This is a genomic window from Arthrobacter subterraneus (assembly GCF_900099735.1).
Classification (GTDB): domain Bacteria; phylum Actinomycetota; class Actinomycetes; order Actinomycetales; family Micrococcaceae; genus Arthrobacter_D; species Arthrobacter_D subterraneus.
The window spans coordinates 269,073-283,707 of the sequence record NZ_FNDT01000003.1; the positions used below are offsets into that span (position 1 = coordinate 269,073).

At 63.8% G+C, this 14,635-nt stretch carries 15 protein-coding genes and 1 other RNA gene; 1 reads left to right on the forward strand and 15 read right to left on the reverse strand.

All coding sequences use genetic code 11. The annotated features are described in order from the left end of the window. Positions 1–37: 37 nt before the first annotated feature. The 15 genes from BLS52_RS06125 to BLS52_RS06195 form a co-directional block, all read right to left on the reverse strand. Entirely contained in the window at positions 38–2,203 is a 2,166-nt protein-coding gene (locus BLS52_RS06125) for a S8 family serine peptidase (RefSeq protein ID WP_090585161.1), read from the reverse strand. Positions 2,204–2,363: 160 nt separating this feature from the next. Further along, positions 2,364–2,731: a transfer-messenger RNA gene (ssrA, locus tag BLS52_RS06130) on the reverse strand. 128 nt (positions 2,732–2,859) lie between these two features. Then, on the reverse strand, positions 2,860–3,231 hold the full coding sequence (locus BLS52_RS06135) for a hypothetical protein (protein WP_026545927.1): 372 nt from the start codon (positions 3,229–3,231) through the stop codon (positions 2,860–2,862). Then, positions 3,228–3,701 (reverse strand): SsrA-binding protein SmpB, encoded by a 474-nt coding sequence (smpB, locus tag BLS52_RS06140; RefSeq protein ID WP_090585164.1) that lies wholly within the window; start codon positions 3,699–3,701, stop codon positions 3,228–3,230. The genes BLS52_RS06135 and smpB overlap by 4 nt, the downstream gene beginning before the upstream one ends. A 112-nt stretch (positions 3,702–3,813) precedes the next feature. Next, positions 3,814–5,277 (reverse strand): peptidoglycan DD-metalloendopeptidase family protein, encoded by a 1,464-nt coding sequence (locus tag BLS52_RS06145; RefSeq protein ID WP_425425029.1) that lies wholly within the window; start codon positions 5,275–5,277, stop codon positions 3,814–3,816. 95 nt (positions 5,278–5,372) lie between these two features. Then, positions 5,373–6,284, reverse strand: a complete 912-nt coding sequence (gene ftsX / locus BLS52_RS06150) for a permease-like cell division protein FtsX (RefSeq protein WP_090585168.1) — start codon at positions 6,282–6,284, stop codon at positions 5,373–5,375. Continuing rightward, positions 6,281–6,985, reverse strand: coding sequence for a cell division ATP-binding protein FtsE (gene ftsE, locus BLS52_RS06155; protein ID WP_090585170.1), 705 nt, complete (start codon positions 6,983–6,985; stop codon positions 6,281–6,283). Before ftsE ends, ftsX begins: the two co-directional genes overlap by 4 nt. Before the next feature lie 152 nt (positions 6,986–7,137). Next, positions 7,138–8,253: a peptide chain release factor 2 gene (gene prfB / locus BLS52_RS06160; protein ID WP_090585171.1), complete on the reverse strand. Its 1,116-nt coding sequence runs from the start codon at positions 8,251–8,253 to the stop codon at positions 7,138–7,140. A 37-nt stretch (positions 8,254–8,290) separates the two neighbouring features. Next, a complete protein-coding gene (locus BLS52_RS06165) occupies positions 8,291–8,758 on the reverse strand; it encodes a pilus assembly protein TadG-related protein (protein WP_090585173.1) in 468 nt (155 codons plus the stop codon). After that, entirely contained in the window at positions 8,755–9,207 is a 453-nt protein-coding gene (locus BLS52_RS06170; RefSeq protein ID WP_090585175.1) for a hypothetical protein, read from the reverse strand. The genes BLS52_RS06165 and BLS52_RS06170 overlap by 4 nt, the downstream gene beginning before the upstream one ends. Then, on the reverse strand, positions 9,188–9,604 hold the full coding sequence (locus tag BLS52_RS06175) for a TadE/TadG family type IV pilus assembly protein (RefSeq protein ID WP_090585177.1): 417 nt from the start codon (positions 9,602–9,604) through the stop codon (positions 9,188–9,190). Before BLS52_RS06175 ends, BLS52_RS06170 begins: the two co-directional genes overlap by 20 nt. Positions 9,605–9,608: 4 nt before the next feature. Continuing rightward, positions 9,609–9,827 carry a hypothetical protein gene (locus tag BLS52_RS06180; RefSeq protein ID WP_090585179.1) on the reverse strand — a complete coding sequence of 73 codons (219 nt, stop codon included), beginning with the start codon at positions 9,825–9,827 and terminating at the stop codon, positions 9,609–9,611. 57 nt (positions 9,828–9,884) lie between these two features. Continuing rightward, a complete protein-coding gene (locus BLS52_RS06185; RefSeq protein WP_090585181.1) occupies positions 9,885–10,817 on the reverse strand; it encodes a type II secretion system F family protein in 933 nt (310 codons plus the stop codon). Beyond that, on the reverse strand, positions 10,817–11,674 hold the full coding sequence (locus tag BLS52_RS06190; RefSeq protein ID WP_090585183.1) for a type II secretion system F family protein: 858 nt from the start codon (positions 11,672–11,674) through the stop codon (positions 10,817–10,819). The genes BLS52_RS06185 and BLS52_RS06190 overlap by 1 nt, the downstream gene beginning before the upstream one ends. Beyond that, on the reverse strand, positions 11,671–12,894 hold the full coding sequence (locus BLS52_RS06195; RefSeq protein WP_090585185.1) for a TadA family conjugal transfer-associated ATPase: 1,224 nt from the start codon (positions 12,892–12,894) through the stop codon (positions 11,671–11,673). Before BLS52_RS06195 ends, BLS52_RS06190 begins: the two co-directional genes overlap by 4 nt. A gap of 258 nt (positions 12,895–13,152) precedes the next feature. Between BLS52_RS06195 and BLS52_RS06200 the strand changes: the two genes are divergently transcribed. After that, the coding region (locus tag BLS52_RS06200) for a GH25 family lysozyme (protein WP_281241682.1) at positions 13,153–14,635 on the forward strand (1,483 nt) is incomplete at its 3' end.

Below are 14,635 nucleotides of genomic sequence, written 5' to 3' on the forward strand. Positions count from 1 at the left end.
GTTTCCGCACCCTTGCATGGACCCGTTACGGCCGCCCTCAGCGGAAGAGGTTGTACCCGCCCCAGCCGGATCCCGCGATGGTCCGCGCTCCCCAGACGCCGTTGGCAAACGGGTAGTACGCCAGCCTGCCGTCCGTGAGCCTTGTCATGATGCCCTGCTGGTTCATCCCGTTGAACCCGGGAAGGTCCGTCATGGAATCGATGATGCCCCACCCGGTGCCGATCGTCGTCCGGCTTTCCGAAAGGAATCGGCCCGCGCCGTCCGAGCGGTACTGGATGAGCTTGCCGTCGGCCTTCTTCGCGAGGATGTCCATCCGGGAATCGCCGTCGAAATCGGTCATGGTGAGGTAGAGACCCTTCCAGCCCGTACCGATTGCGGTCCTGCCGCTCAACGCGCCGCCGGAACCGTTCCCGTAGAACCAGAGAGCGCCATTGGGGTCCGTCGCCACGATGCCGGGGAACCGGTCTCCCGAACGCCACTGTCCCACGGTCACGAAGTAGTCTCTCCAGCCGGTGCCGATGGCCTGCGCCGCGCCGAAGCCTCCCGCATACTTGCCGGGGTAGACCGTGAGGCGCCCGTCTTTCCACTGGGCAACCATGTCCAGCACGCCGTCCTGGTTCCAGTCCGTGACAAAGCCGCTCTTCAGTGAGGACCAGCCGCTCCCGATCTTGACGCGGTTGGAGAAGCCGCCCGCGCCGTTCGAGGGATAGTTCCAGAGGGTGCCGGCGCTGTCTGCCGCGACGACGTCCGCCTCGCTGCGCAGCGACGGCGAGAACGCTTCACTTGCCACACGGGCAACAGCCGCATCCGCGTCGACGATTCCTGTGCCGCAGCCGCCCGTGCAGGTGCCGGGCAGCGAACGTGCAGTATCGCGGAGGGTCTGCTCGATCTGTGCCGGGCTCAACAAGGGATTGACCGAGAGCATCAGTGCCGCGACGCCGGCCACGTGCGGCGCAGCCATCGAGGTGCCCTGCATGTAGCCGTACGTTGCGCCGGCCGGCGCGCTGGTGCCGCTGTTGACCGTGGAAAGGATATTTTCGGCACCTGTGTTACCGTCTCCGCCGGGTGCGCTGACGTCCAGTTCCGGACCGTAGTTGCTGTAGCTGGCGCTGTCTCCGGCCCGGCTGGTCGCGCCCACCGTGACCACGTTCCGGCAGTTTGCCGGGGAGACGTTTGCTGCCGGCTGGCTTTCGTTGCCTGCCGCGGCGATGACCACCGAGCCCCGCTGCACAGCAAAGTCGATGGCTGACTGCATGCTTGCCTGGCATACGGCTTCCGCGCCGAGGCTCATGTTGATGACACGCGCCGGTGTGAGATTCAGGGGCGCTCCGCTCACGATTCCGCCCACTGCCCATCTCACGGCGTCCACGGTGTCGCTCAACCGGCCGCCGCAGGCGCCGATCACCCGAAGCGGCAGAAGCTTTGCTCCATAGGCGACACCCACCACACCCTTTGAGTTGTTTCCCACTGCTCCCGCGGTCCCTGCCACATGCGTGCCGTGCCAGGAGGACCGCGAACCGTCGCTCGCACAGGCGTCACCGGGGTCGCTGGGGTTGGGATCCCGTCCGTTGCCGTCCGCGGCCAGCGCCGGATCGCCGATGAAGTCGTAGCCGGGAAGGACGTTGGCCGCCAGGTCGCTGTGCTCGGTGATGCCGGTATCCAGGATGGCGATGGTCTGGCCCAGGCCCGTTGAGCGGTCCCAGGCGCCCGGGGTCCGCAGCCCGGCCGTGTCTTCGTGCAGGTTCCACTGGTGCTGGTAGTACTGGTCGTTCGGCGTTGCCAACGGATGGAGGAGCACATCGATCTCCGCGTACTCAACGTCGGGATGTGCATTAAGTACCCCGACGACGGCGTCGGCAGCCTGCGAAGACACGTCGCCGGTCGCTTCAACGACCACCGCACCGCCCGCAGTTTCTTTCAGTTCCCTGACCGGGATGCCGAGTTCTTTCGCCACCCGGCCATAGGCGTTGCCCCTGCTTCCTGGGGCTGCCGCCGGATCCTGCCGGAACTTCACAATGAACCGGTCGGCGGGCTGGGTTCCGCCCGCGTCTGCGCGCGAAGGGGCGGCGACGGATTCGTCGATCGGAACCTGTGCAGGCTCAGACAGGGCACCGGCGGCCGGTGCGGCAAGCAGGGAGGCGCCGATCGCCGTCGTCATGGCGAGCGGGAGGAGAACGCGGGAACCGGAGCGCAGAGAGGGCATACAGAGAGTCCTGAGGATTGCGGTAGGGGGTCACATCAACCGTACCGAACCACGCGCACTGGAGCGACCGACCTTGGCCAATCCTTCGGCTCTCCGCGGGACAAACACAGCACAACCTGCGGCAGGCACAGAAAAAGCCCCGGCGAACCGGGGCTTTTGTCAGTGGAGATGGCGGGAATTGAACCCGCGTCCGATGCAGTGTAGTCAGGGCTTCTCCGGGCGCAGTTTGCGTCGGTTTTTCTCAGCTCCAGCCATCATGCAAACAAGTAGCTGCCGAGCTCAGTTGCATAAGTGTCCCCTTGGTTCCTGCAACGAAAACCAAGAGCAGTGGCCCTCTAAATGACGCCAGGAACCGGGTCGAGAGCATACCCGGGCTGACGGACTAGCTCTGCTGCTTAGGCAGCGAGAGCGAAGTCAGTGCGCTTCTGTTCGGCACTTATTGTTTTACAGAGAGCGTTTACGAGATAACTCTGTATCCTCGGCCCGCTTCCCCTGTCGCGACTAACATCGTCGAAACCTGTCATCCCCATATTCAGTTTTCAACCAACCGTTGCCAGTTGTCTCAACCGTATCCCGGATTGCTCCGGGCTATCTATTCTAACGCACCGTTCCGGAAATTCATTCCCGGGTGCGCCTTTTCCGGTGCGCTGAGGCACCTAGAACCTGATCCCAAGAATGATGATCTGGGACTGCCACAGCATCAGCACCACGAATGACACCGCAACAAAGGCCAGTCCCAAAGCGGCCAGCGCCGTTGTCGCCGCCTGCTTCCGCCGGAAGCTCCACCAGAACACCGCTATGTTGAGCAGGATCAGGACAGGCGAAATCCAGACCAGGATCTGCGCGAAGTACACGTAGATCAGGAAAAAGAAGGGAATCAGCGCCAGGAATCCAGCCGGTACCACGGCGAACAGCAGCAGCAGGTTCACTATTGCGCCGACCGTCACCCACCACGGCCGCTTGTACCGGAGTTCTGATTCCTCAACCTCGTCGTCGGAATCCTGGGCGTCCCAGAAGACGTCGCTCATGCTCCGAGGTTCCGCTCTCGCATGGCGCGCAGCGCCTCACGGTTGTCCTGCTGTTCGCGCAGGGTCTGACGCTTGTCGTAGTCCCGCTTGCCGCGGGCGATGGCGATTTCCACCTTGGCGCGTCCGTTGAGGAAGTACAGCTGCAGCGGGACGATGGTGAAGCCGCTCTCGCGGATCTTATGGGAAATCCTGGTCAACTCCTCGCGGTGCAGGAGCAGTTTACGACGACGCCGGGCCGCATGGTTGGTCCAGCTTCCCTGGGAGTACTCCGGAATGTGAATGCCTTCGAGCCAGAGCTCGTCGTTGTAGAAAATTGCGAACCCGTCCACCAGGGACGCGCGTCCGGCCCGGAGCGATTTCACTTCGGTACCCTGCAGTGCGATGCCGGCCTCGTAGGTGTCCAGCACCTGATAGTCATGCCGGGCCTTCCGATTGGTGGCCACCACCTGACGGCCACTTTCCCTGGGCACGGTGGACTCCTTCACTAGTGCGGTGCGCATTGCGAATGCTTGCGGACAGTGCATCCCAGTCTACGGCGTCCGGGCGGAACCGGCGTCGGAGGCTGTGGAGAACGGCCGTCCGCTACATCAGCCCCATCGGATCAACCAGGCTACCGTTGAGCACAGTCTCGAAGTGCAGGTGGCAGCCGTTGGAGTTGCCCGTGGTACCTGTGTAGCCGATCAGCTGCCCGGCGCTCACGCGCTGTCCCGGGCCCACCACGTAGCTTGCCAGGTGGTAGAAGTTGGTCGCCAAAGCGTTACCGCCGACCACGCCGTGGTTGAGCACGATCCGGTTGCCGGCACCCGGCAGAGCGTTGGAATCCGCGTACCAGACTTCGCCTGCCGCCGGAGCGTACAGCGGTGTTCCGCAGTTGACCCCATAGTCGATTCCGGTGTGGGTGTAGCCGCCGGACCCGTTGAAATCGATGGTCCCGAGCGGTGTGGGGCGCCAGCCGTAGCCGGAAGTGATCGGTCCGCTGACCGGAGCGCGCAGTCCGAACGCTGACGGACTGGATGCCGGTGGCGGAACGATGACCGGAGCCACCGGCTCCGGCACGATCGGGGCAGGAACCACCGGCGCGGGCTTGGGGCGATTTGCCTCAGCGGCAGCCTGCGCGGCTCTGCGATTGGCCTCGGCAGCCTCCGCAGCCGCGCGGCGGTTCGCTTCCGCGGCCGCTGCGGCGCGGCGCTCGTTCTCGATCCTGGCCCGTTCCTCGGCCTCGGCCTTGAGCCGGGCTTCCTCACGCTTCCGGGCCTCTTCGATCAGGCGGCGCTGGCGTTCGGCAATATCGACGACGACCTGCTGGTGCGCTTCCTCGACCTTGGCAAGCTTTGCCTCGATAACCGGCTTCTGCTTCTGCAGCTTGTCGGAAAGCTTCGACGTGTCCGAGATGAGCTTGTCCACCTTGGCCTTTTCGGCCGCCGCCTCATCCCGGGCCACCTGTTCAGCGGCAAGGGCGGCGTCGGCCTTCGACTTCAGGTCGACGATCTCCTCTTCGACTGCGACCAGCCGCGCCTGCGAATTGACGTTGGTTGCGTTCTGCTGTGCCAGGCGTTCCAGGGCCGAGTTCTGGTTGCGCAGTGCCTGCTGCACCAGCTCCATGGAGGCGAAACCGTCCGAGCCCTTGCTGCCGAGCATCATCGAGAGACCGGTGGGAACCCCCCCGCTCTTGTACGCCTGGGTTGCGATCTGGCCGATCACCTCGCGGGTCTCGGCCATCTCGGCTTCGTCCTGCTTGAGCTGTTCGGTGATCTTGTTCTTGGTCTCCTGCGCCAGCTGCACCCGCTGGGCGAGCGCATTGACTTCCGCTGTGGCCGCCTCCACGCGACCCTGCGCATCGGCAAGGGACTGCTGTGCTCCGGGCAGCTGCCCCTGGTAGACCTTCAGCTGCGCGATGGTCTCCGCGATGTCCGAGTCGAGATATTCGATCGACTGCTGGACTTCCTCGATCTGCTGCTCCAGGGCTGACTTGCGGTCGGCCAGTTCATCCGCGTGGACGGGCCCGCTGAGTGTCAGCGTGAACGCGGCGGCTGTGACCAGCGACAAGGCAGTCAGGGTCCTGATTGTTCCCGGCCGGCGGACGGAAAGGAGTTGGCAGGGCATCATGCCGTGCATACGGTCTTTTCTCACAAGTACCTACCCTAAACCTTCAAGTAGCGTCTGAGGGTTAGGAGGGACGACGCGCCCGCCAGGAGTGCCCCCAGAAGGAACAGCGCGGGGACTACCAGCAGGAGTTCCTGCGTCGAGATGAATCCCATCTGCGGGTACTCCCGGGAGAGCCACTGCCCGCCGTAACGCAGGACGGCCCAGAGCGTTCCAGACGCGATGGCCGCACCCAGGATGGCCGCAATGACTCCTTCAAGAACGAAGGGCAGCTGGATGATCGCCTTGCTGGCACCGACCAGCCGCATGATGCCGGTCTCCCGCCTCCGGCTGAATGCGGAGAGCCGGATGGTGGTTGCGATCAGCAGGATGGCCCCTACGCTCATGACGACGGCGATGCCCAGGGCAACGAGGGAGGCGATGTTGATATATCCGAAAATTTCTTCAAGGTACTCTCGCTGGTCGCTCACGATGTCAACACCAGGCTGTGAGGAGAATGCTTCGCTGATGACCTCGTACTTCTCCGGATCCACGAGCCCCACCCGGAACGACTCCGGGAGCTGTTCGGCAGTGACCGCTTCCACGATCGGTGAGTTGGCAAGCTGCTCGCGGAAGTGGACCAGCGCCTGGTCCTGCGACTCGTACTGAACTGTGTCCACATAGGCGCTCAACTCCGGCGACTTCAGTTTCGCCTCGATTGCGGTGCGCTGCTCGTCGGTGACCGGCCCTGAGGCACAGCTTTCCGAGGTGGAGTTTTCGACGCAGAGGAAGACCGCTACCTGCACGCGGTCATACCAGTACCCCTTCATCTGGTCTATCTGGAGCTGCAGCAGTCCGGCTGCTCCAACGAAGGTCAGTGAAATGAAGGTCACCAGAACAACCGAGACCACCATCACCAGGTTGCGGCGCATGCCTGAGGCGATCTCCCCGAGAACGAAAGCAAACCTCATCCGGCAGCCGCCGTCGTCGTGCCGATGTAGATGCCCTGTGCGTCGTCACGGACCACAGATCCGTCCCGGAGTTCGACCACGCGCTTGCGCATGGTGTTCACGATGTCGTCGTCGTGGGTTGCCATCACCACGGTGGTGCCGTTCTGGTTGATCCTGTCGAGGACTTTCATGATGCCCATGGAGGTGGTCGGGTCCAGGTTTCCGGTGGGCTCATCGGCGAGGAGGATGCCCGGCTTGTTCACAATGGCGCGGGCGATTGCCACGCGCTGCTGCTCGCCGCCCGAAAGTTCGTGCGGCATGCGGTTGTTCTTGCCCTCGAGTCCGACGGTCTTCAGCACCTCGGGAACGGTTTCCCGGATGACTGCCCTGCTCTTTCCGATGACCTGCATCGCGAACGCGACGTTGGCGAAGACGGACTTGTTCGGCAGGAGCCGGAAATCCTGGAAGACGACGCCGATACCGCGCCTCAGTTTCGGGACGCGCCAGCTGGGGATATTGGCGACGTTCTGTCCTGCGACGTATACGGCGCCGCGGGTTGCGCGGTCTTCCTTGAGCACCAGGCGGATGAAGGTTGACTTGCCGGAGCCGGACGCGCCGACCAGGAAGAGGAACTCGCCGCGGTCGACGTCAAGGCTGACACCGTCAAGGGCGGGCTTCGATTTCTGATCGTAGACTTTTGTGACGTGCTCGAATCTGATCATGGCTATTCTGCGCCCACGTAACACCGCCAGTGCACGGGCAGGGGTGGGGGAAGGGAGCACCGGCCCCTTGACTATAGGCAGCGGATCGGCGGGACACCGGGCATTTTCGCGGTGTGTCGCGAATCCATAACGAACCGGCGCTGCCTGGGGATTCAGTCCTCGCTGTTGCGGTTGTTGGCCCGCCAGCGGATTCCCGCATCGATGAAGTCGTCGATCTCGCCGTCGAACACCGCGGAGGTGTTGCCCACCTCGTGTTCGGTACGAAGGTCCTTCACCATCTGATAGGGATTCAGCACGTAGGAGCGCATCTGGTCACCCCAGGAGGCCTTGACGTCACCGGCGTGCGCCTTTTTCTCCGCGTCTTCCTGCTCCTTCTTGAGCAGCAGCAGGCGGGATTGCAGGACCCGGAGCGCGGCGGCCCGGTTCTGGATCTGCGACTTCTCATTCTGCATGGAGACGACGACGCCGGTGGGAATGTGGGTCAGCCGGACGGCGGAGTCCGTGGTGTTGACCGATTGGCCGCCCGGTCCGGAGGAACGGAAAACGTCGACGCGGATCTCGTTGTCGGGTATCTCGATCGAATCTGTCTGTTCGATCAGCGGGATGACCTCGACCGCCGCGAAGGACGTCTGTCGCCGGCCCTGGTTGTCGAAGGGACTGATGCGCACCAGACGGTGGGTGCCCGCTTCGACGGACAGTGTGCCGAACGCGTAGGGTGCCTTGACCTCGAAGGTTGCCGATTTGAGGCCCGCTTCCTCAGCGTACGAGGTGTCGAGGACCTGCGTGGGGTAGCCGCGGCGTTCGGCCCAGCGCAGGTACATGCGCAGGAGCATTTCGGCGAAGTCCGCCGCATCCACTCCCCCGGCGCCGGAGCGGATGGTGACCACGGCTTCTCGCTCGTCCCATTCGCCGGCGAGCAGCGTGACGACTTCGAGTTCGTCGAGCGCCTTGCTGAGCGAGGTCAGTTCCCTGACCGCTTCCAGGCGCGAGTCTTCATCGTCCTCGTCCTGGGCGAGCTCCACGAGGACTTCCATGTCATCGATGCGCGACGCGAGCCGGGCGAGCCGGTCAAGCTCGGTCTGCTTGTGGGAGAGCCTGGAGGTGATCTGCTGGGCTGCGGCGGGATCATCCCACAGGTTGGGTTCACCTGCCTGTTCGGTGAGATCGGCGATTTCTGCACGGATCGCTTCGACGTCCGTCACTGCCTCAATGGAGTCGTATTTCGCTCGGAGGGCGCGGATTTCTGCGGAAAAATCAATATCTGCCATGGTGTTTCAAGACTACGTCATGGTGCTCCGGCCGCGGCTACCGCGTCAGGTCCGCCCGCGCATCGGCGGTGGCGATGATGGGAATCCCGGCGGGGACCAGGTAGTTCACGATCGGCGGCTGGACGACGGCGGTAAGCACCACGCGCGCGGTGCGGGAGTCGGGAGCGCCGGTCGACGGGTCCAGGGCGAGGTTGTTGAACCGCGCAGGCGCTCCGGCCCGCTCGACGTAGGCGGCGGCCGACTGTGACACGGATTCCGAATCGAGAACGGGAGCCGGCTCACCGCCGGCTGCGTCGATCGAGGCGATCTCGAACGTGTCGGCCGCGCTCAGCGCCGCACCGTCAGCGACGGAGAGAAGTTTCTTGTGCTCGATGTACACGGCGGATACCGCGGTGACGACTGCGATGACCAGGAGGGACAGCAGAATGTACCCGATGATCAGCACGGTGACCTGGCCTTCCTCGCCGATATCCTGCCCTGCACCAGGCTCGGGCGTAGCCGTCATCCGAACCGCTCCACGAGTTGGGTTGACCGGGAATCCACCGTGGCTGCGGAGGTGTTCAGCCCCGGCATTGTGGGGATGAGCGGGAGCGGAACCTTCAGGGTGACGTCAACCGTCACGCTTGAGCCGGGCTCAAGGCAGGTGCCTCCGCAGGTGATGGTGACCGCGGCGTCCTGGGGTGGGAAACCGAAATCGTTCACCGTCAGGTTCACGGCCTCCTGTGCACGGGTATGGGCCTCCGCCGGATCGTCGGAATCGACGAACACTTTCGCTGCCTGATCAGCTGCGCCGACAACAGCGAACGACGCCCCCTGCACTGCTCCCACCGTGAGGACCAGATAGACCACGGGCACCAGGAGGAGCAGCCCAAGGAAAGTGAACTCAAGGACCGCGCTGCCGGCGTCGTCGTTCTGGAGTGCCGCCCGTGCGCGCTCATGACGGGAGGGCAGCATGCCCGGTCACCTCCAGGGTGCCCGCGGGGCCGATGAGGCCGAGCACGGGAATCGGTGCCCGGACAGTGACCTGCAGGACGACTGACCCTCCGCGGTTGACCTGGCTTACGGATACGTCCTGCGCGTAGGTGCTGCTGATGGCGCCGGAGATGAGGGCGCTTGTGCGGGCTGCGGCGTCGGCGGGTGAACGATCGGCGAGCGTGCCGTACCGTGCGCCCGATGACGCTGCATCGATCAGGGTGTTGCGCACATGGAGGACCAGCGTGAGCTGCACGATGGCGATGAAAATGACCGTCAGGAGGCCACCGATGAGGGCGAAATCGACTGTTGCGGCGCCGCGTTCACCTGCGTGCCGGTGCTCACGGGCCGGGCTTGTGCACCCTGCAGCTGTGAACACTGCGCTATCGGCTCACACGGTTGATCGCCTCATTGAACAGTCCCTCCAGTGCCGGTGAGGCGATAGCGAGGAGACCGGCAACGAGGACAGCCGACATCAGCGTGATCATGACCCACCCGGGCACGTCACCGCGCTCGGGGTGGTCCTCCGGGGACATGGCGTGTATGCCCGATGAGAACAGGGTGGTGACGTACAGGAAGCGTGCGATGAGGCGGTGACGCATGCTGGAATTCCTCTCTTTCTGTGGGTTTGATCTGCTTCAGTGGGTTTGATTCGCGAATCAGAATCCGAGGTTGATCAGGGCAATGCCCGGGTAGACAGCGAACAGAACGGTCAAGGGCAGAACGCCGAAAACAAGCGGCACCATCATGGCAATTTCCTTGCGCCCAGCGGACTCCATCAGTTCCCGTTTTGAGAGATCCCGGACATCCTGGGCCTGGGCGCGAAGCACGTCCGCCAGCGGTGTTCCGCGTTCTACTGCCACGCTGATACCGTCGACGAACCGCACCAGCGGTGCCAGCTGCGTGCGGTTGGAAAAATTCTGGAGGGACTCCATCAAGGGTGTCCCTGCCCGGGTTTCGGCAAGCACCCGGCTGAATTCCTTTGCCAGTTCGCCGTTTCCTGTTCTGCAGATTCGTTCGAGCGCTCCCGTAGCGCTCTCCCCCGCGCTGACAGCCAGCGCCATCAATTCGGCGAGGCTGGGGAATTCTGCCAGGATGCGGCTCTCCCGCTTCCTGATTTCCGTACCCAGCAGGTAGTCGCGAAACAGGTACCCGCCCGCGGCGCTGCCGAAAATGATGAGCACAGCAAGGAACGGATTGAAGCTGCCCGAGGTTGCGAGGCTCAGGATAACCATCGTCGACAGAGCCAACCCTGCGCTTCCCCACATGATCTGCTCAGCCCGGAAATCGAGGACGGACTGATTTCGCCCTGCCTGGTCGAGCCGTCGCGCAAGGATCGAGGACGCCGGACTGTAGCGGTTGAGCCAGGTCACGGCATCGCGCGCGACCGGGCGAACAATTCGTTCCAGCGGACCGAAGGGTGTGACGGACTGGGAACCCAGAAGTCTGGAGCCGACGTCGACGGATTTGAGCTGGGGAGCGATTCGCTCAACGAAACGTGGTTGGCGCATGATTGGCAGCCGCACGAAAGTGAGCCACAGCCCGGACCCGAGACATGCACCGGCAAGGACGGCCAGAGACAGTGTGCCCATCAGCGAAGCACCCGCTCGTCGTCAGGGAGGGCGCCGATGCGGAGCATGATCCAGTAACAGAATGCCGATACAACAAGCCCGCCGATCAGCACCGCTGCCCCGCCCGCGGTGTTGTACGCGGCGACTGCCTCCGGGCGGGTGGACAGGAGTGCAAGCACAATCCACGGTGCCGCGACAGCCAGTCTGGCAGCGTTGACCGTCCATGATTGCCGTGCTTCGAGTTCGCTCCGGGTCCGTGCACTGTCCCGGAGGAATTCTGCGAGCGTGCCGAGGAGCCGGCCAAGATCCGTGCCGCCGACCTCACGGGTGAGGCGCAGCGCCTCCACGATCCTGTCGGCCACCGGGTCAGCCAGCCGGTCCTTCAGCCGGTCGAGGGAAGAATCGAACTGTCCACCGGAGCGGTAATCGCCGGCGAACTCCCGGAAAGCCGGACGCAATTCCTCCGGACCCTTCACGCCCAGCTGCATCAGCGCCTCGGGCAGTGAAAGACCGGCCCTGATGGCGGAGCGCAGATGATCTACCACGTCCGGCCATAGCTCGCGCAGTGATGCCGTACGTTTGTTTGCCCGCCACCGCACAACCATGAGGGGTGCGAGGCCGCCGAAAATCGCGAAACAGGCAGCGATCGCCGGGGTCCCGGTGAATACGAACGCAACAAGGAAGACGAACAACCCGACAATGGCAGAGGCCGCGACCAGCCCTCCGGCGGATACCCGTTCGATTCCCGCCCTGATCAACAACTGTTCCACCTTGCCCGTACGGCGTTTCGACGCCTGGGGACGCGGCGGTACCGCCCACGTCGACCACCAGATGAGGAACAGGCCCGCTCCCAGTGCGGCGCCGATCGCGACTGTCATGACGGATTGAGGAGGGAGGCAACAGAATAGCCCGCGGAGGCGAACTTCTCTTCCGCCGGCATGGTGGACGCGGTGAGCCTCAGCTCTCCCTCCATGCGCCTGAAGACAGTGGAGGTTTCAATCACTCCGTTTTCAACCCGGCGGCCCAGCGCAACGATCTCCGTGACGCGCCGGGCACCTGAGCGCTCGCGGACGCAGTGCACCACGAGGTCGATGCAGGAGGCGACGGTGGGCACAACGAAGGCGCTGGAGATGTTGTTTCCCGCCAACAGAGGCAGCGTGCATATCTTCGTGATTGCGTCGTGGGCACTGTTGGCGTGGACGCTGCACATACCGGGAAGGCCTGAGTTCAGCGCAATCAGCATGTCGAGGCTCTCGGCCTCCCGAACCTCTCCGACAATCAACCTGTCAGGCCGCATCCGGAGGGCTTCCTTGACGAGGCGCCGCAGCGGTATTTCGCCGTGCCCTTCGAGATTCGGCTGCCGGCATTGCAGGCCCACGACGTCGCGCAGGGGGAACTGGAGCTCGAAAATCTCCTCTACGGTCACCACCCGCTCACGCGGGCCGATGCTGGCGCCGAGGCAATTGAGCATTGTTGTCTTGCCTGCCTGGGTAGCTCCGGAAACGAGGATATTCAATCCGCTCGCCACCGCCGCGCTGAGGAAACGTGCCGCCTGCGGTGACAGCGTTCCAAGCTCGACGAGGTGGTCCAGCCGGGTTGCGCGGGAGACGAATTTCCTGATGTTCACTGCCCAATGGCGGCGTGTGACGTCGGGAATCACCACATGCAGCCTGGAGCCGTCCGGGAGGGAAGCATCGACGAAGGGTGACGACAAGTCAAGGCGGCGGCCCGAGGACTTCAGCATTTTTTCCACAAGCTCGCGAACCTGCTGCTCGCTGAGACTCAGGGACGTGAGCTCCGACTCTCCAGCCCGCGCCACGTATATCTCGGAAGGCGAGTTGATCCAGATTTCTTCAATGGCGGGATCATCCAGGAGCGGCTGCAAGGCGCCGTAGCCCGCAACCGCGGCAAAGACGTAGCGGCTTGCCTGCTCACGGTGGCCAAGCGGCGGAAGTGAACCCACCAGTGAGCGTTCGTCATAGTCATTGACAGCAGCTTCAACAAGACGCCGCACTTCTCCACTCTGCAGCGCCGGATCAAGGCCCCGACGCCGGATGAGCTCTCTTACCTCATCCTCAACAATGCGCACTGCATCCATAGTTTTCCCCAAGGATTCGGCATGCAGGAGGAAAGAGCACGCCGGAGACTGTCAGACTGGTGAGGAACTTTCGAACCCGGTTCCCTGCCTCAAAGCGTAGGCCACAGCAAATCAACTTACCTAGCCCGATGAAGGACCTGTGGAGAACTATGCGGCGGGCCCTGTAACACCAGTCCCACCCGTCACACCAGCAACACGCAAGTATCGGATGCCGGTCAGGCTCCTTCCGGAACTTGCACAACTTGGAGACCTTCCCCCGTGATAGCTTCCCGTGCAGCCAAGACCGTCGCCCTCTCATCGGTGGTTACCCTCAGCCTCCTCACCGGCCTGACCCCAGCGATCGCAACTGAACCGGTCCCGACGCAGCCGACGGTACCCGCGGAGGTGACCGCCACCGCCACGGAACCAGCTGCTCCGGCTGAACCAGCGACGCCGATGGAGGAGGCATCTCCCCAGCCGTCGCCGTCGTCGGCCCCATCCGCATCGGCCGAGGAAACGCTGACCGCAGCCGACTACCGGAACGATCCCGCACTGCTGGCGGATCTCATCGGGAACCACGGCGCAAGCATGGGACAAGGTCTGGAGCGGCTCGAAGTGACGGGCGACCCGCAGGAGCCGGCACCCGACGAGACACGCAGCCTCTCCCTGGGCGCAGAAAGCACGTCCGATGCAGACTCAGGCGCCGCAATGGCGCCTCTTGCGACCAACTACTGGCAGCCGTCGTCGGGAGTTCTCGGCGTTGATGTGAGCAGCCATCAGGGTGTTGTGAACTGGAACGGCGCCTGGAATTACGGCTCCCGCTGGGCCTACGTCAAGGCAACGGAAGCACTCGTCTACAAGAACCCCGAATTCGGCCACCAGTACGCCGGCTCGGCTAACCGCGGGATGCTGCGCGGTGCCTACCACTTCGCCATTCCCAACGTTTCCAGCGGCGCGGCCCAGGCTGACTATTTCGTAGCGAACGGTGGTGGTTGGAGCGCCGACGGCAAGACCCTTCCGCCGCTGCTCGATGTCGAGTACAACCCTTATCCGTCACTGGGAAACACCTGCTACGACATGAGCGCGTCCCAGATGGTCAATTGGATGAGGGACTTCTCGAACCGCATGGTCACTCTCACCGGACGCAAGCCGATGATCTACACGACCACTGACTGGTGGTACCGCTGCACCGGGAACAGCGCTGCTTTCTCGGACCACGCTCTCCACATCGCTTCGTACAACAATTCCGGCGCCGGAACCCTGCCCGCGAGCTGGAACTTCTACAGCGTCTGGCAGTACACCAGCGAGGGCCCCGTTGTCGGGGACTGGAACCAGTGGAACGGGTCCATGACGAGCCTGCAGTCATTCGCGCGCGGCGGGAGCGTTCCTGCTCCGGCTCCGCAGCAGCCCTCGATCCGTGCGTTGGCGGATATGGTGGCGACCGATTCCTCCGGTCGGCTCTGGAACTACCCGGCCAACGGCAAGGGCGGCTTCGGCACACGGTTCCAGATCGGCTCCGGATGGACCGGAATCAAGTCCATCAACCCCGTGGACTGGAACGCCGACGGCACCATCGACCTCCTCACCCAGTGGAACAACGGAACCCTGAGCTACTACCCCGGCCTGCCCGGCGGCGGCTTCAGCTCCCCCGTCCAGATCGGCTCCTCCGGCTGGCAGAACTTCAGCCTCGCCGTCGGCCCCTGGGTCAAGGGACAGGGAATCACCATCGTCGGCACCCACACCGACGGCGCCCTCTACTACT